This window comes from Xenorhabdus bovienii SS-2004, assembly GCF_000027225.1.
GTDB classification, from domain to species: Bacteria; Pseudomonadota; Gammaproteobacteria; order Enterobacterales; family Enterobacteriaceae; genus Xenorhabdus; species Xenorhabdus bovienii_C.
Genome location: NC_013892.1, coordinates 3,832,305 through 3,855,555 on the forward strand (window position 1 = coordinate 3,832,305; position 23,251 = coordinate 3,855,555).

The 23,251-nt window shown below is 42.1% G+C and carries 30 protein-coding genes and 2 pseudogenes; 23 read left to right on the forward strand and 9 right to left on the reverse strand.

What is annotated here, in order from left to right:
- Positions 1-375: 375 nt before the first annotated feature.
- Positions 376-630, reverse strand: a complete 255-nt coding sequence (locus tag XBJ1_RS16940) for a hypothetical protein (protein ID WP_012990262.1) — start codon at positions 628-630, stop codon at positions 376-378.
- Between the two features lie 16 nt (positions 631-646).
- Positions 647-883: a hypothetical protein gene (locus XBJ1_RS16945; protein ID WP_012990263.1), complete on the reverse strand. Its 237-nt coding sequence runs from the start codon at positions 881-883 to the stop codon at positions 647-649.
- Between the two features lie 117 nt (positions 884-1,000).
- Here XBJ1_RS16945 and XBJ1_RS16950 point away from each other — a divergent pair, with 117 nt between their 5' ends.
- The 19 genes and pseudogenes from XBJ1_RS16950 (at position 1,001) to zur (ending at position 9,836) form a co-directional block, all read left to right on the forward strand.
- Positions 1,001-1,744: a S24 family peptidase gene (locus tag XBJ1_RS16950; RefSeq protein ID WP_012990264.1), complete on the forward strand. Its 744-nt coding sequence runs from the start codon at positions 1,001-1,003 to the stop codon at positions 1,742-1,744.
- Positions 1,745-1,990: 246 nt separating this feature from the next.
- On the forward strand, positions 1,991-2,194 hold the full coding sequence (locus tag XBJ1_RS16955) for a hypothetical protein (protein WP_012990265.1): 204 nt from the start codon (positions 1,991-1,993) through the stop codon (positions 2,192-2,194).
- Complete coding sequence (locus XBJ1_RS16960) at positions 2,181-2,555, forward strand: hypothetical protein (RefSeq protein ID WP_232503293.1); 375 nt, start codon at positions 2,181-2,183, stop codon at positions 2,553-2,555. Before XBJ1_RS16955 ends, XBJ1_RS16960 begins: the two co-directional genes overlap by 14 nt.
- Positions 2,552-2,860: a hypothetical protein gene (locus XBJ1_RS16965; protein WP_012990267.1), complete on the forward strand. Its 309-nt coding sequence runs from the start codon at positions 2,552-2,554 to the stop codon at positions 2,858-2,860. The genes XBJ1_RS16960 and XBJ1_RS16965 overlap by 4 nt, the downstream gene beginning before the upstream one ends.
- 28 nt (positions 2,861-2,888) lie before the next feature.
- Positions 2,889-3,293 carry a hypothetical protein gene (locus XBJ1_RS16970; RefSeq protein ID WP_012990268.1) on the forward strand — a complete coding sequence of 135 codons (405 nt, stop codon included), beginning with the start codon at positions 2,889-2,891 and terminating at the stop codon, positions 3,291-3,293.
- Positions 3,294-3,372: 79 nt separating this feature from the next.
- Positions 3,373-3,711: a hypothetical protein gene (locus tag XBJ1_RS16975; RefSeq protein ID WP_012990269.1), complete on the forward strand. Its 339-nt coding sequence runs from the start codon at positions 3,373-3,375 to the stop codon at positions 3,709-3,711.
- The gene (locus XBJ1_RS16980) at positions 3,708-3,944 is read left to right on the forward strand and encodes a hypothetical protein (protein WP_012990270.1); all 237 of its coding nucleotides are present in this window, start codon (positions 3,708-3,710) and stop codon (positions 3,942-3,944) included. The genes XBJ1_RS16975 and XBJ1_RS16980 overlap by 4 nt, the downstream gene beginning before the upstream one ends.
- On the forward strand, positions 3,937-4,125 hold the full coding sequence (locus tag XBJ1_RS16985) for a PerC family transcriptional regulator (protein WP_012990271.1): 189 nt from the start codon (positions 3,937-3,939) through the stop codon (positions 4,123-4,125). Before XBJ1_RS16980 ends, XBJ1_RS16985 begins: the two co-directional genes overlap by 8 nt.
- Entirely contained in the window at positions 4,125-4,616 is a 492-nt protein-coding gene (locus XBJ1_RS16990) for a hypothetical protein (protein WP_012990272.1), read from the forward strand. Before XBJ1_RS16985 ends, XBJ1_RS16990 begins: the two co-directional genes overlap by 1 nt.
- A 10-nt stretch (positions 4,617-4,626) precedes the next feature.
- A complete protein-coding gene (locus XBJ1_RS16995; protein WP_012990273.1) occupies positions 4,627-5,415 on the forward strand; it encodes an ORF6N domain-containing protein in 789 nt (262 codons plus the stop codon).
- A gap of 10 nt (positions 5,416-5,425) precedes the next feature.
- A complete protein-coding gene (locus tag XBJ1_RS17000) occupies positions 5,426-5,668 on the forward strand; it encodes a hypothetical protein (protein WP_012990274.1) in 243 nt (80 codons plus the stop codon).
- Positions 5,641-6,258, forward strand: a complete 618-nt coding sequence (locus XBJ1_RS17005) for a hypothetical protein (protein ID WP_143827698.1) — start codon at positions 5,641-5,643, stop codon at positions 6,256-6,258. The genes XBJ1_RS17000 and XBJ1_RS17005 overlap by 28 nt, the downstream gene beginning before the upstream one ends.
- A complete protein-coding gene (locus tag XBJ1_RS22685) occupies positions 6,255-6,482 on the forward strand; it encodes a hypothetical protein (RefSeq protein WP_012990276.1) in 228 nt (75 codons plus the stop codon). The genes XBJ1_RS17005 and XBJ1_RS22685 overlap by 4 nt, the downstream gene beginning before the upstream one ends.
- Positions 6,472-6,696, forward strand: a complete 225-nt coding sequence (locus tag XBJ1_RS22690; protein WP_041573282.1) for a hypothetical protein — start codon at positions 6,472-6,474, stop codon at positions 6,694-6,696. Before XBJ1_RS22685 ends, XBJ1_RS22690 begins: the two co-directional genes overlap by 11 nt.
- A pseudogene (locus XBJ1_RS23075) lies at positions 6,696-7,044 on the forward strand (KilA-N domain-containing protein); the annotation flags it as partial. The gene XBJ1_RS22690 and the pseudogene XBJ1_RS23075, both read left to right, overlap by 1 nt.
- A gap of 241 nt (positions 7,045-7,285) precedes the next feature.
- Positions 7,286-7,603: a hypothetical protein gene (locus tag XBJ1_RS17025; RefSeq protein WP_012990278.1), complete on the forward strand. Its 318-nt coding sequence runs from the start codon at positions 7,286-7,288 to the stop codon at positions 7,601-7,603.
- 5 nt (positions 7,604-7,608) lie between these two features.
- Positions 7,609-7,872 (forward strand): pyocin activator PrtN family protein, encoded by a 264-nt coding sequence (locus tag XBJ1_RS17030; RefSeq protein ID WP_012990279.1) that lies wholly within the window; start codon positions 7,609-7,611, stop codon positions 7,870-7,872.
- Between the two features lie 827 nt (positions 7,873-8,699).
- Positions 8,700-8,999, forward strand: a pseudogene (locus tag XBJ1_RS17035) (DUF2628 domain-containing protein); the annotation flags it as partial.
- A 324-nt stretch (positions 9,000-9,323) separates the two neighbouring features.
- Positions 9,324-9,836: a zinc uptake transcriptional repressor Zur gene (gene zur, locus XBJ1_RS17040; protein ID WP_038199451.1), complete on the forward strand. Its 513-nt coding sequence runs from the start codon at positions 9,324-9,326 to the stop codon at positions 9,834-9,836.
- Positions 9,837-9,980: 144 nt separating this feature from the next.
- On the opposite strand, the gene lexA is transcribed toward zur, so the two are convergent.
- Positions 9,981-10,595 (reverse strand): transcriptional repressor LexA, encoded by a 615-nt coding sequence (gene lexA / locus XBJ1_RS17045; protein ID WP_012990285.1) that lies wholly within the window; start codon positions 10,593-10,595, stop codon positions 9,981-9,983.
- A gap of 118 nt (positions 10,596-10,713) precedes the next feature.
- Positions 10,714-11,085: a diacylglycerol kinase gene (locus XBJ1_RS17050; protein WP_012990286.1), complete on the reverse strand. Its 372-nt coding sequence runs from the start codon at positions 11,083-11,085 to the stop codon at positions 10,714-10,716.
- A gap of 138 nt (positions 11,086-11,223) precedes the next feature.
- On the opposite strand from XBJ1_RS17050, the gene plsB reads away from it, so the two are divergent.
- On the forward strand, positions 11,224-13,692 hold the full coding sequence (plsB, locus tag XBJ1_RS17055; RefSeq protein ID WP_012990287.1) for a glycerol-3-phosphate 1-O-acyltransferase PlsB: 2,469 nt from the start codon (positions 11,224-11,226) through the stop codon (positions 13,690-13,692).
- Between the two features lie 51 nt (positions 13,693-13,743).
- On the opposite strand, the gene ubiA is transcribed toward plsB, so the two are convergent.
- The 3 genes from ubiA to pgi form a co-directional block, all read right to left on the reverse strand.
- Positions 13,744-14,598, reverse strand: a complete 855-nt coding sequence (gene ubiA, locus XBJ1_RS17060; protein WP_038192634.1) for a 4-hydroxybenzoate octaprenyltransferase — start codon at positions 14,596-14,598, stop codon at positions 13,744-13,746.
- 13 nt (positions 14,599-14,611) lie between these two features.
- Positions 14,612-15,139 carry a chorismate lyase gene (gene ubiC / locus XBJ1_RS17065; protein ID WP_012990289.1) on the reverse strand — a complete coding sequence of 176 codons (528 nt, stop codon included), beginning with the start codon at positions 15,137-15,139 and terminating at the stop codon, positions 14,612-14,614.
- Between the two features lie 273 nt (positions 15,140-15,412).
- On the reverse strand, positions 15,413-17,059 hold the full coding sequence (gene pgi / locus XBJ1_RS17070; protein WP_012990290.1) for a glucose-6-phosphate isomerase: 1,647 nt from the start codon (positions 17,057-17,059) through the stop codon (positions 15,413-15,415).
- A gap of 265 nt (positions 17,060-17,324) precedes the next feature.
- Between pgi and lysC the strand changes: the two genes are divergently transcribed.
- The 3 genes from lysC to XBJ1_RS17085 all read left to right on the forward strand — a co-directional run bounded on the left by lysC (position 17,325) and on the right by XBJ1_RS17085 (position 20,631).
- Positions 17,325-18,698, forward strand: coding sequence for a lysine-sensitive aspartokinase 3 (lysC, locus tag XBJ1_RS17075; protein ID WP_012990291.1), 1,374 nt, complete (start codon positions 17,325-17,327; stop codon positions 18,696-18,698).
- Between the two features lie 306 nt (positions 18,699-19,004).
- Complete coding sequence (gene iclR / locus XBJ1_RS17080; RefSeq protein WP_012990292.1) at positions 19,005-19,835, forward strand: glyoxylate bypass operon transcriptional repressor IclR; 831 nt, start codon at positions 19,005-19,007, stop codon at positions 19,833-19,835.
- A 154-nt stretch (positions 19,836-19,989) separates the two neighbouring features.
- Positions 19,990-20,631, forward strand: coding sequence for a bifunctional 4-hydroxy-2-oxoglutarate aldolase/2-dehydro-3-deoxy-phosphogluconate aldolase (locus XBJ1_RS17085; RefSeq protein WP_012990293.1), 642 nt, complete (start codon positions 19,990-19,992; stop codon positions 20,629-20,631).
- Here XBJ1_RS17085 and XBJ1_RS17090 read toward each other — a convergent pair whose 3' ends face one another.
- Positions 20,632-21,192 carry a hypothetical protein gene (locus XBJ1_RS17090; protein ID WP_012990294.1) on the reverse strand — a complete coding sequence of 187 codons (561 nt, stop codon included), beginning with the start codon at positions 21,190-21,192 and terminating at the stop codon, positions 20,632-20,634.
- Between the two features lie 260 nt (positions 21,193-21,452).
- Positions 21,453-23,174, reverse strand: coding sequence for a bifunctional isocitrate dehydrogenase kinase/phosphatase (gene aceK / locus XBJ1_RS17095; RefSeq protein ID WP_038199449.1), 1,722 nt, complete (start codon positions 23,172-23,174; stop codon positions 21,453-21,455).
- Positions 23,175-23,251 lie beyond the last annotated feature (77 nt).

The following is a 23,251-nucleotide window of genomic DNA, read 5'->3' on the forward strand; positions in this document are numbered from 1 at the left end:
TTGCACAGGTAACTCTCCGTTGCCGACTGCAAGATCCGAATCAGTTCTACTCGCCAAAGTTTCTCTGTTCGGTTTCTTGCACCCTCTTACACTTTCCTTCTCAGTCAACATTGATACCCTCACTTGAATAATTTCCACTGCCAGAGGACAAGCCCTTTTCTTATTCTCGTTTAGACGTCTAGCCACCTGTCCCATTTTGTAACCCCTACAGTGATCTACATTAAGATCTGAGTTCTTCCTCTTGGCTGTGCCTTCCCTAACACCCCTTTCAAAGATCACCCCCCCCAACCCCCCCCTAGAAAGTTTTCCCCTCTTCCCCAGAAAGCAGATATAGCCATCTAAACATCTAAACATCTCATCCCCTTAACTTTTTGATTATTGATTTACTGTTAACGGCTGTGCTGTGTAACCTTGAGCGGCTCTCTCATACTTAGTGACAAACTCTCTGAGCCTGATATTTGCTGCCCGTCGTGCTGCGTTGTCCTTCCGGTATGACACTGACTCCTCATCCCATGCTGCTTGATACACTTCTGAGTACTTCGCGGTGATCTTTGCTCGGGTGCTGGCTCTCAGCTTCGCCAGTGTTTCTTGTATCCATGTGCCATCGTCAGGGTAGAAATGCGATGGCATGGTGACCTTGGTGAAATCAGGAAACATTTTTCTTTGGTGAATCCATAAAAATTAAATTTTCTTTTTTCACTGGGCTTAATCTATTGAATTTCTTAGTTCCATCCTCAATACGGCTAGCCATGCTCGGCGAGGCTCTACGAAATCCACCCGCAATCAAATTTAGATAACCGACGCTTGTCCCAACAACTTGAGCGAGATTGTTCCAATCATCTTTATCCGCTTCCTTTTTCCAGCGATGTAGATCATTTTTCATTTTTTTTACCTTTTAAGTTAACCTCAAGACCATACTTTATCTTTTTGATAAAAACTTGCAAGATTTTTTATCATCATGCATATTTATCAAATTGCTAATTAATGTGATTATCGTGATATGGAAACTAAAGACATAAGACGCAATAATTTGCGCACCCTGATGACACAACATGTGCGTCAAGGGACATCAAAAACAGCATTCGCAGAGTTGATAGGGATCCCACCCAGTCAGCTCAGTCAGCTAACGAGCGATAACGCGGTAAGAAACATAGGAGACATTATTGCTAGGCGCATAGAGGTGAATTTAGAACTACCAATTGGTTGGTTAGATATCCCTCAGCAACTCATTGATAACCGTGATAATAGTCACAAAGAAAGAAACAATGAAAACTATCACTTGCAAAACATTTCACATAAAGTTACTGATCTTTCATACAGGATTGAACAGCTCGATGTGGAATTTAGTTGCGGAGGTGGTAGATTGAATAGCGATTATCCCGATATAGTTCGCTCAATTGAGGTTGATCCTGAATATGCAAAACGGATGTTTGGTTGTAGACCATCAACATCATTAAAGCTAACAACTGCTCTAGGTGACAGTATGCTGGGAACGATTAATCCCGGTGAATTGGTCGTCTTAGATATAACGGTTAGTCGTTTTATGAGTGATGGTATTTATGCATTTACATACGGGGATGGGATGCACATTAAACGACTCCAACTTTTGAAAGACAGGATAGTTGTTATTAGTGATAATCAAATTTATGACAGATGGGAGATTGATTCTGAAAATGAATCAAAATTCCACATACATGGATTTGTTGTTGGTAAATGGAGGATGGATTATGCACGCTTGGGGTAATCAAAAATAAAAAGTTAGATCGGCAGAACCAGCTTTCGAGCTGGTTTTTTTACGCCTAAAAAACATAAAAGATAAATAAATTTATCAATATATATCAATAATTTATCAAATGACACAAACAAATTGCTAAATTTTTTATCAATTTGCTATTTACAAAATTTTATCTTTTAGATAAAGTCAGAGCCAGTAAAGTTATTTGAAAGTATCTCAATAAGTTTCACTCAGGACATCAACAAGGAATTAAAAATGATAAATAGGCCAACCCACACAGAAACATTAACAACTCAAAACTCATTAAAACTTGCAGAACGGTTACAAACTTATTTATTTACCTGGTCAGCATCAGAAAAAAATAAAGATACAGTACATTTAATTGAAATGGCCATAGATACCACAAATAAAATCATTGATAACTTAATTAAATCAACCGAGGTCAATGATGAACAATAAACTACAAGCAGCCGTCGAGATTGCAGAAGAAATTGAAGCCTCAATATTTCCCGTAGTGACTGCAATTCAAAATGAAGCCGAACCGGATACTTATTTAATGTGTCGTGGTGTACATCGTCAAACTTGTGATTTAGCCCAACGGTTAAGGGATATAAATAAAGAATATATCATGTCAGGTAATCAGGCATTCGATGAATTGGAAGGCGTTGCGAGTGAAATAGAAAACCTAAGAACATATATTTCTTTATTAGTTGATACGGATAAAAGTCTATCCGGTGCAGAATTACTTAGTATTGCATTGGTTGCGATCTTTCATATAGGTAAAGAAATAGCACGAGTACGAGGAGTGGAATACTCATGAATAATATCTTCTATCATACCCGTGTCAATAATGAACGATTAGAAAAGATGAGTGATAGCGATTTACAGTTATTAGCATCATCAAGCGAAGATGTCATTTATTCGATAACAAGTGGAATGAAATCTATTGCTAATTTAGCTAACGCGGCTGTTAATAGTGAAGAATATTCCCAAGATGATGCAATGACTGACCTTGATAGATTATCCCGATTGTTTTCTGTATTGACTCTTATTATCGAAGCTGAGCATGAAAATCACGTCAATGCAACCGATGAAATAAGAAAGAGAAAGAAATTTAGTAAATAAAAATTAATTCAATTAATAAGGAATTACCATGAAAATACTTAAACCCATTGAAACTGCAACCAACCAAGATATCCAAATTGAAACGCGTGAAGTCTATGTCGTTTGCGGTGCTAGCAAGGCTTATCTGAGTGAGAAAGGTGCACTGAATAAACTGGCTTATGTTCGGGCGCAAGAGCAGTTTAATGCAGAAGACAGGCCAAGTAACTTCCCTGCCCAAGAGGTCATTCAGGAAGACGGTACTTCTGCATTACGTCAAGGTGAAATGCGCCCTGAGTTTATGGAACGACATGCTCAGGTATTGGAAGAACTGAAAGCTGATGTTAGACAGGTAAGAGAAATTGCTCGACTTAAAAAGGAATGCAAGAAAGCAAAAGAGAAACTCCTAACAGTCTTGGATGATTTAGAAAACGCAGAAAATAAATACAAAAATTAAAAATAATAAAACAATAAACAAGTTTTAATTACAGCGCCATTGCTGGGGATTCGTTTACGCTAAATTCAGGAAATATAAAATGACACAATTAACGTTGCTTGAAAGAAAGCGAAAGGCATTTATACATGCCAAATTGGACACATTACAAAAGAAGCACAGTTCTCACTCTGTAATAGTCAAAGTGGCAGAAATTAATTACCGACTGGATTTAGACGAAGATGTATTAAATATAGCGTTAATTAGTCTCTTTGAGAAAAACGTAATTTTAAGTTTAAAAGGCAAACTTATAGCAGAGGACGCTCTCGTAAATTCATATGACAGCTTTTATACCAAGAACGGAGATCTAACCGCAGAGGGTAATGAGTTTATGAAAGAGCTTCTAAAAATCATTGCACAAAAAATGGAACTGATGAAATGAAAAATGAAACTTATTTAGATTTTGCTGAAACAGCCATCCAGAAAGAGAAAGAAGAAAAGTATGACCTTGCCGCCACATATTGGAAAAGAGCTAAATATTTAGCCGCTGATCTTAAGCATCGACTATGGGCTCAATATAATCAAGAAAATAACGAAGAAAGACATCTATTACATCACAGTCACATCACAGTATTAAGCAGGTACATGAATAAACAGGCGGCGAATAATGACTGAATATGAACAGGCAACAGAATCAGCGCAGAGTTTAGAACTAAAAGGCTTATTCCGTCGTGCTGCTGATAAATGGGGTGAGGCACTTTCATTATCCCGTAATAAAAAGCAAGAACAGGAATGTATCAAGAATAATTTACGATGTGTTCGAGAAGCAAAAATAACTATTAGGGAGGGGTTGTGATGAGCAATGCAGAAATGACACCAAAAGAAGTTATCGAATATTTAAAAGAAAATAACAAAGGTTGCCCAGCTTGTCTTTTAGATGAAGAAAGAGCGATAACCAACTACCCGCCATTAACTGATGCGGAAAAAATGGAATGCGCAGAGTACATGGTGAAAAGACAAAGAACCCTTATTGCTAAGGAATATTTAGTTTCATGCTACGAACGGTTCGGTTTAAACACCAATGGGAACTTTATATTTATTCACGAAAACGGCGGCGTTGAATTAGATGCCGAAGTTATTGAAACGCTGCTTATTCACCAAATCGAAAAAACGATTCTGGGGTTCAGACCCGATGAGAGATATATCGCTTTGTGGAGTTTCTATTTCAACATCGAGAAGAGCGAGAAAGAAAATAACTCCACATGGATGCGTGATTTTATCGATGGCGTATTTATCAACGGCATCAAGTTATTCGTCGCTGAACCGGCATCATTAACTGAACATTAAGAGACAGAACATGAGCAAGAAAAACGAATTAGTCACTATAGATTCAAACAAGCTGCCAGTGATCGAATGGCAAGGCGTTCGTGTTGTCACCACTGAAACATTAGCGGCTGGGTATGGTGCTAGTACAAAAAACATTCAAGACAATCTCTTGAACAACAAGTCACGGTTTATTGATGGCGTCCATTATTTCAAGCTTGAAGGGGATGAATTACGTCAGTTTAAGAAGGTACCCGATAACATCGGGTTGGTTAGTAAACATACAAGTCAGCAGATTCTATGGACTGAAAAAGGCGCTGCCCGTATGTCGAAAATCGTTGATACCGATGAAGCATGGTCTTTCTTTGAAAAAATGGAGTCAGCTTACTTTCACCAACAAAAGCCAGCAACCAATCCCCCTGCCTTGCCCGGTGATTACATTGCAGCTCTGGAAGCATTGCTGACAACTGAAAAAGAAAAGGTCGTCATTACTCAAGAACGTGATGAAGCTCGCCGCACCAAATCACAGATCAGTCGCAGTCGTGAGGCTCAGGCTCTCGGCAAACTCGGTGCTGCCACCCGCAAATGCAGAGAACTGGAAGAACGTCTGGGCGAAAGCACCAAGCACGCAACGATTACAGCGGTACAGAACGCCACAGAAAAAAAATACCAGTATGCCCCACTCCGTAAATGGTGCCGTGAAAACGACATCGAAGTTGTGAAGGTTCCCGACACCCGATACGGACATGTTAAGTCATGGCCTGCCGAATCATGGCTGGCTGTATACGGTATTGATCTCAAAAAATTGTTTGGCAAGAAGTGAGGTGATGAAAATGGAACAGACAAAACACATTGTGACCTATTTAGGTGATTACCCCTGCGGACATCGCCACACGCTGCGAATTTATACGGAGGCTCATGATGCATTGGACGCTATCGAAAAATCACAGGCGGTATTTACCGATGATCGCCTGATATCAACCAACCATACCCTCTTCTCTGTTATGCCGGAAGAATTCAATGAAAATACCATTGCTGGCATAGATCTGTGCCCAAACGCGGAGGTGAAATCATGATCATTGCTTCTGATTTGTTGCGCGCCGCTTTGGTCTGTGTGGCCAAAGGCGAAGATGCGGAAAAACGCCCCCAGTTATCGGGGGTGCACATTACCCGAAAACATCTTGAGGCAACTAACGGTCATGCATTGGTACGCATGGAACTCACAGAGAACGTCATTAACTTTGATGATGATACTGACGTCGATCTGATTATCCGGTTCTGTGGCGACATTCCAGAACAGGCTTGCTTTACCGACATCCAGTTAGGGGACGAACCAAAAGCCTTTCATTTGGGGGAAGATGAAGTGGCCTTTAGCCTTACTCGTCTGGAGATAATTAATGGACGCTTCCCTGATTTAGACAAAGCCATCCCGACCGAGAAACAGAATGTGATCCCGTACTTTGGTGCTAAGTATCTGGCCTACCCATATTTGATGTTTGGTAGGGGCGCGGTACTCATGGAACCCTCGGGCATGGAAGCCGCTTGTCGATTCCGGTTTGGCGCTTTCACAAACAAGCTTTACGGCAACCCTGTTTTTATCGTTCTGCCACTTTATAAAGACGCTTTCGAAGCTGCCGAGCAAAGGGTAAGAGAGTTGAAGCTATGAAAATCGAATATCAGGACAAGGGCAGCACAGCGCAAATAGTCATTTCCAGTTTCATTACAGAACGCCGAAAACACAACCGTTGTGTTGATGCTGCCCTGTTAGCCACACCTGTTCGGGCTTCTTCTTCCAGTGTGTTTTTCAGAAGAACGGTTATCACAGGCAAATCCAATCACATGATGCGCGCTTACAAAATCCTTTGCAAGGAGGCGGACAGTGACAGATAAGCAGTGCCAGATGGCAGACATTAACGATGTGCTTGTTAAGGCCACGTTCCACATCGACGACGGCAGGGATCATACGGATCAGATTATCCACCGCCTCAGACAGAACTTTTACATTCATGAGGGCGATTGCCCTCCCTTGCCACCAGCGCCAAAAGTGGCAGAAGTGAAATTAACACCGGTGAAGAAAGCGGGTAATAAGCGAGGTAAAGAATAATGAAAGGCAAATTACTTCCTGTGGTTGTTGGTGTTGAAATTCCCCTTGATGAATTCGGGCGCTACAACCTGAACACATTACATAAGGCCAGTGGAGAGGGTGAAGAAAAAGCACCAAACAGATGGCTGAGAACCAAGTACGCAAAAGAGCTTATTGCAGAATTGGAGGCTAAGTTACTGAAAAGTATTCAAACGCCAGATTTGGCGCTTGCTCAAAAAGCAGTCGATTCTGCTCACGGCGGCACATCGCCGGGCACTTACGCCCATGAGTTGATAGCGGTTTCTTACGCGGGATGGATTCGACCGGATTTCCAGCTTGATGTGAACCAGGCATTTATCGATTTCAAATCGGGAAATTCAGGTATCGGCATTAATGCCCTGCCGTCTCTCGATCACATGGTTGGACGATTTGATGAATTACGCCACCAGCTAGCAAAAGATGAGAAGAACGAAGCTGAGTTGCTTTCTGTGTGCAGCCAAATCATGAACGCTCGCAAAAAGACCAAAGGTAAGCGCCATAAGATGATTAGTGCACTGAAAGAGGCGGGACAAATGGCTATCTTTGATGATGAAAACAGCGGAGAAGAGTCATGATCAATAACTCATTCCACCTGACTCAAATCATCGCCTCGGTCTGGGGCGATCCTTCTGATATCACCGATGCAATCTGGCAGGCAGGATACCGTAAGCCAGAACGGGGAGAAAAGGAAATTGCCGCACTCACTATAGACATTATGGAAGGAGTGCCCGACATAGTGCCCTACAACTTAAGACCAAAAAATTTGGACGACATTCTTAGTTGGGAACTGAACGACATCATATTTGATGCGACATGGAGTGATAAGGTGACACCTGCGGGAGTGGCTAAAATAATTCTGGAGAACGGCTATCAGAAAGGAGGGGAATAGTGAAGATGAATACAGCCTTTTTGTTAATGGCAGAGTTTGAGACTTCACAAATTCCGCTGTCAGATATAGCGGAAAGATATTTCAAGATGAGTCCCGGAACAGCCGAACGCAAGGCAAACGAAGGAAAGCTGGGTATCCCTACATATAAGTTAAACGACAGCCAGAAGTCACCGAGAATCGTTCATGTGAATGATCTTGCTGCATACATTGATAAACAAAGAGAGCAAGCCTCAAAAGAACTGGAGAGGATACAGTTTAAAAGAAAATGAACTAACAAAACCCGTCAAAAACTATCCGGGTGCTGCTATCAAGGCACCCCAATAGCACCCCTAAACCGCATAACTAGTTGATTTATATTATTAGTAAATCCAATCTAACATGGGGGCAACGGAGAAACGGTTGAGAGAGAATTCAGCCTCTTTTTTGCTCACATGTTTAGTTGTATCAGTATTTTCAATTTTTTTATTTTGCTGCATTTTTGTACTTTCAAGGCGATATTTTCATTCTCTGAATCCCTTGCCGCTCCCTCATTTATAAGGAAGCTGATACAGAGAATAGGGGGAAATTTATGGTCTACTATAGCACAGAGAAGTTCCAGAGGGCGGACAGGAATCCATACAAGCTAAACAAAAAAACTCATTCAAACAGTAAGGAGTACTCTATGAATATCATGACATATAAAGTTTATGCCGCCAAAATTGAATACAGCGATTAAGGTCAATAATTAGTTAATAACACAAAGAAAATATCAATTATGTAATTAATAAAATCCGATATACTGTAAATAAAAACAGTATTGATAATGATTAACCTTATACTTTATCATTATCATCTTTAATGCACAGGGAAGATTATTTATTACTCTAAAGAGAAGAAAAAAGTAAACCTTTCACAAATAACATCCAAAAATAGAAATTACCGTTTGTGATTATTTTAAAAAATAGTTATTAAACTTAAAAAATATAATGATAATAAATAAGGGAACTCAATGGACATATCTAAATATTCTGAAAAATGGCAAGAACGTTTTAAGTTTTTTGAAAAAAATTGAGCTCCATCTACACAAGAGCATAGAGAAGCATTTAGAAAAACACCTTTTTTAAAACGTATTAAAATAAACATGAACTTTATTGCATTATTTTTCGGAATTTTCTATTACCTAATCATTGGATTATGGAAAAAAGGATTAACTTTATTAGGCCTTAACATTGCTGTATTTTCAATCATAGTAATTTTCTCAATAATATCAGGTATTGATATATCAGATAGTATTTTAAATGTAATGGGAGGAGCTTTTTCTCTCTTAAATGGGTATCTAGCAAATTATGCTTATTATCTAAAAGAAATAAAAGGCGATGATGGCTGGAATCCCTTTAAAGGCATTTTCACTAAATAACAATTGCCTTAATTTCCCTTACAAAATAGCGGTTTCTTTTAAGAAACTGCTATTATCTCCATACATGCCTTTTTTCTACCGCCAAAGAATTAAAATTTTGTTTTCAGCATATTTTATCGTTCTTATCAACGGATTAATTTTTATTTTTATCCTGAATAGCCACCACCATTAAACAAAGTATGACATAACATCAGGATAGTTAATCACCTTTTCACCGACTCGTTTAGCCATCAGCACCGTAACCGTCTGCTTGGATCCCACTTCCAGACTGAAAAACATGATAATATTACAACTATTGGCATCATGCTGAGTGTGAAAGGTGTAATGAAAACTATCAATCCAAAAAAGTTACTGACACAGGCTGAGACAATCTGCCTGTCACGAGGAGTTCGTTTAACACCTCAACGACTTGAAATTCTGCGTTTAATTTCAACGCAGCCAAGCGCAATAAGCGCTTATGATTTATTGGATCTGCTACGTGAAGTCGAGCCACAGGCAAAACCGCCAACGGTCTATCGTGGGCTGGAATTTTTGCTTGAACAGGGTTTTGTCCACAAAATAGAATCCACAAATAGTTATGTGATTTGCCATCATTTTGAGGAACCCAGCCATACGTCAGCCATGTTTATCTGTGAGAATTGTGGTTCCGTTACCGAACGGGATGCCAAGAATATTGAATCCGCTATTCAGCAGTTAGTTCAAGGAGTGGGGTTTCATTTACGTCACAGCGTGATTGAAGTCCACGGTTTGTGTTCCCCTTGCCATGAAATCGATTCCTGTACAGAACGCGATACATGTCAGCATAATCACAAAACTGAAGAGAATAAAAAGAAATAAGGCAAAATAACCTTAAGTTTGATTGAGGCGGTCATGGCCGATAAACACATTTATTTTCAAGCTTCCGTAAAACTTTTATTGAACGGGTACTACGAAAAAAATGACCGCCCCAGAATGGCAAAGTGCAATTATCCGCTTTTACAATCAGATCCAATCCCCGTTACGAATAATACCAACTGCCAATCCTTCAATGGTAAAACTCTGCTCACATAAATCCACAACGATAGGCTCGAATTCTGGGTTTTCAGCAATCAGCTCAATTTTGTTTCCTACTTGTTTGAAACGTTTGACTGTCACTTCATCTTCAATTCGCGCCACAATGATTTGGCCATTATGAACATCCTGTGTTTTATGCACAGCAAGTAAATCCCCATCCATAATGCCGATGTCCTTCATGGACATTCCGCTGACACGCAACAGAAAATCAGCATTTGGTTTGAATAATGCAGGATCAACTTTGTAATGACTCTCGATATGTTCCTGAGCCAGCAATGGTTCGCCAGCAGCAACACGACCGATCAGCGGTAATCCCGCTGCCCCTTCTTCTTCAAGAAGCAAACGGAGACCTCTGGATGCACCAGAGATAATCTCTATCACCCCTTTACGCGCCAATGCTTTTAAATGCTCTTCTGCCGCGTTAGGTGAACGAAAACCAAGACGTGCTGCGATTTCAGCACGTGTTGGTGGCATACCCGTTTGCGAAATATGGTCACGCACCAAGTTATAAACTTGCTGCTGTCTGGCAGTTAATGCTTTCATTTCGCCCCCTGTTTGTTTATACAGTCCGCCTGTGAGTATATACAGGTAAATTCGAATTGGGAACCTGCCAGCCCATAAAAGCCGCTAAATAACGTGTATTGACGAAAATCATGTCATATCAGTGCATAAAATACGACCAAAGGATCATTCCCCAGATAAACAACGCCAGAATTATTGTCAGAAATACTGCAGCTGATCCCATGTCTTTCGCCCTGCCCGATAATTCATGATATTCACTGCCAATGCGATCAACTACCGCCTCAATGGCGCTGTTAAGGATTTCCACAATGACCACCAGCATGACTGAACCGATGAGCAAAAGCCTCTCGGACATGCCAAAATCAAGGGAAAATGCAAGGATAATTGCTAATATGGCGACAATGACTTCCTGCCGAAATGCCGCTTCATTTTGCCACGCAGCCCTAATACCTTTCGCCGAGTACCCTGCCGCTTTAATGATACGAATCAAACCTGTTGATTGATTTTCCATAAAAAATTTTCTTCAATTAGCATAATATTTGTAAGGTCATATAACTTTTAGCTCCTATTATTGTCTTATTTCCACAGATCTCAAAATCCGTTTCTGGTATGCTTGCGGCGCGTTGCTAACAAGAGGCTTAAAGTTGTTATGTCAAGTTGGCGTAAAATATATTATAAATTATTGAATTTTCCACTGAAATTCTTAGTAAAAAGTAAGCTTATCCCCACGGATCCCATTGCAGAACTGATCCTTGATACGACACGGCCTATTTTATATGTGCTGCCGTATCACTCAAAAACAGACTTATTGACCCTGCGTCAACAATGCCTGGCGCAAGATCTGCCAGATCCATTGAATCCTTTGGAAATGGGTGACACCCTACTTCCAAGCTATGTCTTTATTGATGACGGCCCACGAGTGTTCCGTTGCTATGCACCTAAACATGAATCCGTGAAGATTTTTCATTCTTATCTGGATCTGCATCGCAATAATCCCGATTTGGATATTCAGATGGTGCCTGTTTCTGTGATGTTCGGCCGCTCCCCTGGACGCGAAGGGCAGGAAGGAAATACAGCGCCACAGCTGCGTTTACTAAACGGTGTGCAAAAGTTTTTTGCAATTTTGTGGCTGGGACGGGATAGTTTTGTGCGTTTTTCCACACCTGTTTCATTACTCAGCATGGCCAATGATCATGGCACAGATGATATCATTGCCAATAAACTTGCCCGCGTTGCACGGATACACTATTCCCGGCAGCGTTTGGCTGCGGTAGGGCCACGTTTGCCCGCCAGGCAGGATCTGTTCAACAAGCTGCTGGCATCCAAAGCCATTGAGAAAGCCATTGCCGATGAGACACGTAGCAAAAAAATCTCACCTGAAAAGGCGAAGCAAAACGCTATCAATATGTTGGAGGAGATTGCAGCAGATTTCTCTTCTGAAACCGTACGTTTGACCGATCGTATCTTGAGATGGACGTGGAACCGTTTGTATCAGGGCATTAATGTCCATAACGCCGAGCGGGTTCGCCAACTGGCGCAGGATGGTCATGAACTGGTTTATGTCCCATGCCATCGCAGCCATATGGATTATCTCCTGCTCTCATATGTGCTTTATCACCAAGGGCTGGTTCCACCACACATTGCTGCTGGCATCAATCTTAATTTCTGGCCGGCAGGCTCGATATTCCGCCGCCTTGGTGCATTCTTTATCCGCCGGACTTTTAAAGGAAACAAGCTCTATTCGACGATATTCCGTGAATATCTGGGTGAGTTGTTTTCCCGTGGTTATTCTGTTGAGTACTTCGTCGAAGGTGGGCGTTCCCGTACCGGCCGTCTGCTCGATCCGAAAACCGGCACCCTTTCGATGACATTACAGGCGATGCTGCGTGGAGATTCCCGTCCAATCACCATCGTGCCAATTTATGTTGGTTATGAACATGTAATGGAAGTCGCAACTTATGCTAAAGAGTTACGCGGTGCAACCAAGGAAAAAGAAGGCTTTTTTCAGATGATCCGTGGGCTGCGTAAACTGCGTAATCTGGGACAAGGTTATGTAAACTTTGGCGAACCCATTCCTCTGACACAATACCTTAACCATCATGTTCCCGACTGGCGTGATTCCATCGATCCGATAGACGCCCAGCGCCCGACATGGTTAACGCCGACTGTCAGCAAACTCGCTGGCAATATTATGGTCAACATCAATAATGCCGCAGCAGCAAATGCCATCAATTTATGCACTACAGCCTTGTTGTCATCACGTCAGCGAGCACTTACTCGCGAGCAGCTGATTGAGCAATTGAACTGTTATCTGCAATTACTGTGCAATGTTCCTTACGCTGACGATGTGACTGTGCCGAACAAAACAGCTGAAGAATTGCTGGATCATGCCTTGCTGATGAATAAGTTTGAGGTCGAAAAAGACAGTCTTGGGGATATCATTATCCTGCCTCGTGAAAGCGCGGTATTGATGACTTATTATCGCAACAATATCCAGCACTTGCTGATCCTGCCATCTTTGATTACCAGTATTGTGATGCATCATCGCCGCATTAGCCGCAGCGAACTACTCAGTCAGGTTGAGCTGGTTTACCCGCTGCTCAAACAAGAACTTTTCATGCGGTATAGTAAGGAATCTCTACCTGAAGTGGTCAACACACTGATTGATGAATTGGTGCGTCAATGCCTTATCTGCAACAAAGAACAGGATATGCTCGTTCTGAACCCTGAGCGCATTCGTCCAATGCAATTGCTGGCAGCAGGTATCCGTGAAACTCTGCAACGCTATGCCATTACGCTTTCTTTATTGAATGCCACTCCTGAAATCAGCCGTGGCGTGCTGGAAAAAGAGAGCCGGATGCTGGCACAGCGTCTGTCGGTACTGCATGGAATCAATGCCCCAGAGTTCTTTGACAAGGCCGTGTTTGCCAGCTCAGTCAATACGCTGCGCGAGGAAGGTTATATTCATGATAATAGTGATATAAGCACGACCAGCGCTCAAAAACTCTATCAAATGTTGAGTGAATTAATGTCCCCTGAGATCCGTCTGACAATTGAAAGTGCCAGTATGCCACCAGAGCAGAATGATACTGAACAGACAAACAAAGACCAACATTAAAGCATTACGCTGGAGATAAAGCTGAACGGGCGGGTTTATCCGCCCGTTATGTTAAACATAGCTGAAAAGAATACCGAGGAATAAGATAAAACCGACGTAGTTATTGTTCATAAATGCTTGAAAGCAGAGAGCCTTTTTTCGCCCAGAAATCAATTTCTGCTGATAAATGAAGAGCGAACCCGCTAGTAATAACGTCCAGTAGTACATCCCACCTAAATTCACTATGCAACCAACCGATACCAGAATACCGAGCATAATAAACTGCAAAATACCCAGAATCAGTTTATCAAAACGCCCAAAAAGCACGGCCGTCGACTTTACACCGATTTTCAGGTCATCATCACGATCAACCATCGCATACTGTGTGTCATAAATTACTGACCATATTATGTTAACCAAAAATAACAACCAGCATTCTAATGGTAAGGACTCACTTACTGCGGCAAAAGCCATTGGAATTGACCAACCATAGGCTGCCCCCAATACAATCTGTGGCAAGTTACTGACTCGTTTGACAAAAGGATAAACCCATGCCAGTGCCAATCCAATGAAAGATAAGGCAATCGTCATTTTGTTCAGCGTCAAAACCAGTGCGAAAGAGATCAGCCCCAGTGTAACAAACAAGATCTTGCTTTCTTTTTCGCTAACATCCCCACTGGGAAGTGGACGAGATTTTGTCCGTTCTACATGCCCATCAAATTTTCTATCTGCGAAATCATTAATGCAACATCCCGCAGCACGCATGGTATACACCCCAATAGTAAAAACTAACAAGATGTACAAATCTGGCATACCTTTTGCTGCGATCCACAATGCCCAATATGTTGGCCATAATAATAATAATACGCCAATGGGTTTATTGATACGCATTAAACGGCAATAGGCGAGCCATTTATTCTGCGTCATACTGGCCTCCAATCTATTTTCCCCCTTTGATTTTATTCATCTTATATACAGGTGATTCCGGCAGAAAAACCTCTGTGAGTAACAAGGATTTGCCTGATAGTCTCAATAAAGAACGCCGCGCCCAGTGCTGCCCTTGCTGGCCTATTTGAATATAATCCCGAGTCAAATTATTACCATTAAAAAGATATCGGCCAAGTGGAACTGTTCCTACATCGACCAGCCACTTATCCGTGCCAGTCAGAGTTTCCTCAGGGATCACAGTACGTCCCAGCAGCCACGGAATGTTATCTCCATACAAGACAATTTCACGCAACCAATACCTTTCACTTTTAGGTAAGTGCTCACTTTCATCTCCTAATTCTGCTGCTGTAATAAAGCATTCCCGAAAAGGTACAACTGATACCTGCTGACAATGTTCTTCAAAACGGCGCGTCATTGAACCGACTTCCATAAGCCAATCTAAAATATCTTCAGGAATATTAGAATCATCTGCCGAAAACCAGCGGATAGGTGCAGGAGTTAATATTGTGTCATCTGCCATGTCATTTTCCCATTGCGGGGCACATCATTTTCCCCGACAGCACAACGAATGGGGAGTGAGGATATCACGTTGCAAGTGAATAAAATAAAAAGTTGATAACAATTTATGTAAATCTTCATTGTTATCGCATATTTCAACGTGATTGAATGGGCTTATCTAAATATTAATGAGTAAAGAACAAGCAGAATGATGTTCGTAATCATAAGCGCCTCACCTCAATAGCCATGTTTATTGGAGGCGAGGCAATTTTATTAAGTACGATAAAAAGTCAGATTAGCGCCATGTTTTGAAACGATTAATCAGGCCATTGGTTGAACTATCATGGCTATTTATCGCTTCATCATCGTGCAATTCTGGCAGGATACGGTTCGCCAACTGTTTACCGAGTTCTACGCCCCATTGATCAAATGAGAAAATATTCAGAATAGCGCCTTGGGCAAAGATTTTATGTTCATACATGGCAATCAATGCGCCCAAACTGAATGGTGTAATTTCGCGTAATAGAATGGAGTTAGTCGGACGGTTGCCTTCAAAAACTTTGAATGGCACGACATTCGCCACGTCCTGTGCATTTTTTCCGGCTGCAACAAATTCCGCTTCCACCTGTTCGCGATTTTTACCAAAAGCCAGTGCTTCAGTTTGCGCAAAGAAGTTGGACAGTAGTTTGCTGTGATGATCACTGAGCGGATTATGGCTGATTGCGGGCGCAATAAAATCACATGGGATCAGTTTGGTTCCCTGATGGATAAGCTGATAAAAAGCATGCTGACCATTGGTGCCCGGCTCGCCCCAGATAATCGGCCCAGTTTGGTAATCTACCGGGCTGCCATTCCTATCAATACATTTGCCATTCGATTCCATGTTGCCCTGTTGAAAATAAGCGGCAAAACGATGCATATATTGATCATAAGGCAGAATCGCTTCAGTTTCTGCACCAAAGAAATTGTTGTACCAGATGCCGATCAGCGCCAGCAGGATCGGAATGTTCTGATCAGGAGAAGTCTGCTCGAAGTGTTTATCCATAGCATGAGCGCCACTCAGCAACTGTTCGAAATTCTCATAGCCAATGGAAAGTGCAATGGATAAACCAATCGCAGACCACAGTGAATAACGGCCACCGACCCAATCCCAGAATTCAAACATATTCAGTGGATCGATACCGAATTTACTGACTTCCTGCTCATTGGTCGAAAGTGCCGCAAAATGCTTGGCAACATGAGCCTCAATCTCCGCATTTTGCAGGAACCAATTGCGGGCAGAATACGCATTGGTCATAGTTTCCTGGGTGGTGAAAGTCTTGGAAGCAATCAGGAACAGCGTCGTTTCTGGGTTCAATGTTTGCAACGTTTCTGCGATATGGGTTCCATCCACATTGGAAACAAAGTGCATATTGAGGTGATTTTTATACGCTTTCAGTGCTTCAGAGACCATATAAGGGCCGAGATCGGAACCACCAATACCAATATTGACAACGTCAGTAATGGCTTGACCGGTATACCCTTTCCATTCTCCGCTGATGATGCGTTCACTGAATGACTTCATTTTTGCCAGCACCGCATTGACTTGCGGCATCACATCTTCCCCATCCACATTAATCGGGGTATTGCTGCGGTTACGCAGGGCAATGTGCAGCACAGCACGATCTTCAGTACAGTTGATTTTTTCACCGGAGAACATACTGCGGATAGCTCCGGACAGATCCGTTTCTTTCGCCAGTGTCTGTAATTTTGTCAGTGTTTCAGCGGTAATACGATTTTTGGAATAATCCACCAAAATCTGCTCGTCAAACGTAGCGGAGAATGCCGTAAACCGCGCTTTGTCCTGTTCAAACAAATCCCGCAAGTGGACGTTTTTCAATTGCTCAAAATGCTGATGCAATGCTTTCCAAGCTTCGGTCTGGCTAGGGTTGATGTTTTTCATGAATAATGGTCTCTATCAACTATAGATAAATAATAGGAATACACAGATTGTAACGACTTAACTCTGTGATGCGTCTCCCTTTCCTTTTAATTACTGATATTGGTCAAAATAGTCCATGATTTCCACCCCTAATTGCTGATATAGGTAAAAACGATAATTTTAGTTCCATCATGAAAGATATTGATGCTCAATGCCTAAACGTTGACTCAGCGTAGCTAACCCGATACTTCTAAAAGCCTATTCCTCGAACAGAAGGTTATCATCCATGTGTGCTGTTTCATCTACTTACCCACAGTATGTTGTCGCAAAATTCGGCGGTACCAGTGTGGCAGACTTTGATGCCATGAATCACTGTGCCGATATTATTCTGGCAAACGCAGATGTCCGCGTAGTCGTTTTGTCCGCTTCTGCGGGGGTGACTAATTTGCTGGTCGCATTGGCGACGGGCTGTGATAACGATAAACGTAAAAAGTGCCTGAAACAGATCCGTGACATTCAATATGCGATTATTGACCGATTAAATGACGTGAATGTGATATGTGAAGAAATTGATCGCCTGCTGGAAAATATCGAGATGTTGTCAGAAGCCGCATCATTGGCAACCTCTGAGGCGTTAACTGATGAATTGGTCAGCCACGGTGAAGTGATGTCCACATTGCTATTCGTAGAATTACTGCGTCAACGCAATGTAAATGCAGAGTGGTTTGATATCCGCAGGGTCATGCGAACGAATGATCACTTCGGACGAGCAGAACCAGACTCCCTTCAACTCCATATATCGGCGGTTGAGCTCCTTCAGCCTCGTTTGAATAATACAGTTGTTATCACACAAGGTTTTATCGGCAGAGAAGAAAAAGGCCGCACAACTACACTGGGACGTGGTGGCAGTGATTATACCGCCGCCTTACTCGGCGAAGCGCTGAATTTACAGCGTGTTGATATTTGGACGGATGTTCCCGGCATCTATACCACTGATCCCCGTGTTGCACCAACAGCCAAGCGCATCGATAAAATTGCATTTGATGAGGCAGCAGAGATGGCGACATTTGGTGCTAAGATCCTCCACCCAGCTACGTTGCTACCTGCCATTCGTTGCGGTATTCCTGTTTTTGTTGGATCAAGTAAAGATCCACAGGCCGGCGGCACACTGGTTTGTGACAAAACCGAAAACCCGCCCCTGTTTCGTGCACTGGCATTACGCCGCAAACAGACGTTATTAACCTTGCACAGCCTAAAAATGTTACATGCAAGGGGCTTTCTGGCGGAAGTTTTTACGCTGCTTTTACGCCATAACATTTCAGTAGATTTGATTACCACCTCAGAAGTCAGTGTCGCCCTAACGCTGGATACAACTGGCTCTACCAGCACCAATGGCAGTCTGCTGACTAATGCTCTGCTGACCGAACTTTCTACATTATGTCGTGTAGAAGTTGAAGAAGATCTGGCGCTGGTGGCAATTATCGGTAATGAGCTTTCACAGGCTAAAGGGTTGGGGAAAGAAATTTTTGGCACACTGGAATCTTTTAATATCCGGATGATCAGCTATGGCGCAAGCAGCCACAATGTATGTTTGCTCGTTCCCGGTCAAGATGCGGAATCAGTCATTCAGAAACTGCATCAGAATTTGTTTAAGGTGTGACAGAAAAAACCGCTAAAGCGGTTTTTTCTGATTTCGACAAAGAAGGTATTTAACCCTGCTTACCAATGTTTCGCCAATTCACACCCCGCTAATTCCTCCGAAACTGTGATATTCGCGGTGTGAGCTGACGTAATCAAGATGATCCGTCCTCAGCCTGATGTAGATAAATTGGATATCTCAGAGTGGTTCCACTCATCGGATGTGTTTTCCCCCTCGTTATCATCCATAATAAGAAAACGAAAATAAATTCCATTTTTGCTTTAGCAAAATCAGGGTTGCTACACAGACACTTTCAGAGGGTATTTTATGAGTACAGCCGTTGCCAACAAGCGTACCAAAAGAACCAAAATAACGGCAAATAGTACCGCTACAAGCGGTCAGGTTCAGTCCTTAAGCCGAGGGCTTACACTTTTGGAATATATTTCCGATTCACAAGTGGGTGTTGCCTTAACCGATCTGGCTATACAAGCTGGTTTGCCTAACTCCACCACTCATCGCCTTTTGACTACGTTACAGCAGCATGGTTTTGTCCGTCAGGTAGGCGATTTAGGATTATGGGTTATCGCTTCACATACCTTTGTTGTCGGTAGCAGTTTTCTGCAAAGTCGTAATTTGATGGTGTTGGTTCACCCAATATTACGTCAATTAATGGAAGATTCCGGTGAAACCGTCAACCTTGCCATCCTGAATCTTGATGAATATGAAGCCGTTATTGTTGATCAGGTGCAATGTAATGCGCTGATGCGGATGTCTGCCCCCATTGGCGGCAAGCTGCCGATGCATGCTTCCGGCGCAGGCAAAGCGTTGCTTTCTACACTACCTGAACAAAAACGCCTCCAATTACTCCATAAGAAAGGTCTTCATACCTATACCCAGCATACTTACACCACCGCAGCGGCTCTGAAAGAAAATCTTGAACAAATCCGCAAGCAAGGCTTTTCGCTCGATGATGAAGAACATGCTCTTGGGTTACGCTGCATTGCCGCCTGTATTTACGATGAACATCATGAAGCGTTTGCCGCCATTTCCATTTCCGGTTCAATTTCACGAATCTCTGACGATCGAGTCACTGAACTAGGCGCACTCGTGATGCGGGCTGCAAAAGAGATCAGTAGAGAATATGGCGGTATTAAGTAAATTGGGTCTAAATTTCCCTTAAAAGGTCTATTTGAACTGTTTGGTTCACTGCGAGCCCAACTATCGGGTGCAGAATAAGGTGCCAGTTGCATCACACTTTAATGACAGGGATTTTAAATTCCCTGTATTCTAATTTGGCGAGAGGAAAGTGCTAATGAATAATTGGAAAACAACCGCAGAAAATATCCTGACCGATGGCCCTCTCGTCCCTATTATTGTGATCAATGAGATTGAACACGCGGTTCCATTGGCAAAAGCACTGATTGCCGGCGGGATACGTGTACTGGAAGTCACCTTAAGGACCGAATGCGCACTGGAGGCCATCCGTCTTATTGCCAAAGAAGTGCCTGAAGCAATTATTGGCGCAGGTACAGTCATTAATCCTGAACAATTGGCTACGGTCACCGAAGCAGGCGCTCAGTTTGCCATCAGCCCAGGATTAACTGACCCGTTATTAAAAGCCGCAACTACAGGCTCAATTCCATTGATTCCGGGGATCTCTACGGTTTCAGAATTAATGCTTGGTATGAGTTATGGGATAAATTGCTTCAAATTTTTTCCAGCAGAAGCGAATGGCGGCGTGAAAGCGCTAAAAGCCATTGCAGGCCCATTCCCTCAAGTTCGTTTCTACCCAAGCGGTGGTATTTCATCCGACAATTACCGCGATTATCTGGCTCTAAATAGTGTTCTGAGTATTGGTGGTTCATGGCTGGTGCCTAGCAATGCACTGAAAAAAGGTGATTATGCCCAGATTACCGAGCTGGCACATGCTGTAATTGCCGGAGCCAAAGCGTAATTAATTGATTGCTTTTGATAATATCCATGTACCCGTGCCATTCCCCCGATCTGACAGCAGTGAAGTATACACCTTATAAACAGCACCAGATTGGTTTGCCAACCAACAGGTATCAAGGAAACCACCATGTACATTATTAAAATTGTTAAGCAGACGAATGACATTTCCCTCACGGATTTTGCCATCAAATTCATTAGCCGTATCTGTAAAAATATGCCATATTGCCGTATCGAGGGCGTTTACGGGTCTATCTGCGGTATAAACATTATAGAGTTCAGGAGAAGGTGCATAGCCACTCACTCTCAAATATCCTCCATTGTTTCGATAGAGATTCACTAGAAATACGGTATCACCACTGTAAATTTCCGTTCCTAAACTTTTGCTTTCCGCAGATAAAATCTGCCATGAACCCGAGCCTGTATCACGATTCGGTGAAACAGAAGTGACAACATTATATTTTTCTCCCAGTGATGTAGACTGCCCATAAACATCAAGATAACTACCATCGGCGTACCTATTTTTAATGTGAAGGATATCGCCGTATAAAATGACATTAGCCATTATTCTCTCCCTAAATATTGTTTAAAATGAATAGGAATATTCTTTTAATGGTTGTGATTATGATTATTTAATTACGGAATTAATTTTATTAAAACAGATTTCATAATCACAAAGAGGATCATATCATTGAAAGACAATAGATGAATAGCCAGTCATTTTTAATTAATAGTATGCAATCTCTAATTTTTATCGTTCAGTGAAACATTATTTTTATCCATGAAAAATGTGATATCACGACTTGTATTTTTTATTTCCTGAATTTAATTACGCTGACTGAACCTCTGTTTGCGTCGATAGGCAAAGACATCCTCCACATGCCCATTTTTAATGCGCTCTTGTAATGCCGACCAGTAATCCGCTTCGAATAAGTCACTATGACTTTCTGCAAAGTAACGCCGGACAAGGTTGTCACCACATAAAAAATGCCGAAACTCTTCTGGAAAAACATCGTTGGCAGCAACGCTGTACCAAGGTTCACTTGCCAGTTCATCTTCCGGATAACGTGGTGGAGGGATATTCCGAAAATTCACTTCAGTCATATAACAGATTTCATCATAGTCGTAGAAAATCACCCGCCCATGACGCGTAACACCAAAGTTTTTAAACAGCATATCACCCGGAAATATATTTGCTGCGGCCAATTGTTTAATAGCGTTCCCGTATTCTTCTATCACATCTTTCAACTGCACTTCGTCTACCTGTTCCATATAAATATTCAACGGGATCATTTTCCGTTCCATATAGAGGTGTTTTATCAGAACCTTATCACCCAGATCCTCGAGTTTTGCCGGGATTTCTTTTTGCAATTCTTCCATTAATTCCTGACTGATATGACGCTTCTCAATGACAAAGTTCTCAAATTCCTGCGTATCGGCCATTCTTCCCACACGATCATGCTCTTTGACCAGACGGTAACACTCCTGAACACGTTCTTGAGAGACTTCTTTCTGAGGAGCAAATTTATCTTTGATGACTTTAAATACACGATCAAATGAAGGAGAAGCGAAGACAAGCATTACCATGCCTTTCACGCCTGGAGCAATCGAGAACTGTTCTTGAGATGCGTTAATAAACATCAGATATTCACGATAGTATTCTGTCTTGCCATGTTTTTGGCAACCAATCGCCATGTATAATTCGGCCGTTGATTTTGTCGGCAGGATTTCACGCAGCCACTCAACTAATGCTGCCGGCAAAGGGGCGTAAACCATAAAGTAAGAACGTGCGAAACCAAAAACAATACTGGCGTCATTGCGGCACGTCAGGCAGGTATCAATAAAGATGCTGCCGGATTCGTTATGGTGGATGGGTAATAAAAATGGATAAACCGTGGTGCCCAGCCTGATTTTTCCCACCAGCCACGCCGCTTTATTACGGTAAAATAGTTCATTAGCAATCTGAAATGTCGCATGTAATAAATCATATTCAGAAAATGTTTTCTGTAAATATTGCATGATGTAATCAATATCTCGATCCAAATCTTCCCATTTAAGACGCAATGGCACATCATTTAATATCGTTCGCAACATTGACGCAATATTACTGTTAGGGGAAAAATCCCGCGACAATGGACGTGAAATATGACGAAAACGACAGGCGGGCTGGGAAGAAAAAATAAATAGATTTTCTGGCTTTAAGTTACTGTGTTGAAACAAACGGCAATAGACTGAATTAAAAAAACTTTCCGCAATCTCAAAACGAGGATAGTCCGGCAACAAACGGGTATAAACGGCTTTAGCTTTAGCTATGTAATCTTCGTCATATTGCAGTGTACCGTGAATGCATTTCAGCTGTTCCACGACCAAGCCAACATGATGGTCATACAGGTTGATTCGCTTTTTCATGGCTCGCTGTACTGCATGCCAATCCGCCTGCTCAAAACGTTGCTGTGCGCCTGAAGTCACTTCCAGAAATCGACCATATTGCGCATCGAATCCCTGCAAAATGGTTTGTGCAATTAAATGCGCAAGATCTATTTCCATCATCGCCACCTTATCCGACGCGTAAAGGGGAATTCCTCACAGAATCCCCCACCTGATAATATCAATGAGCCTGATAA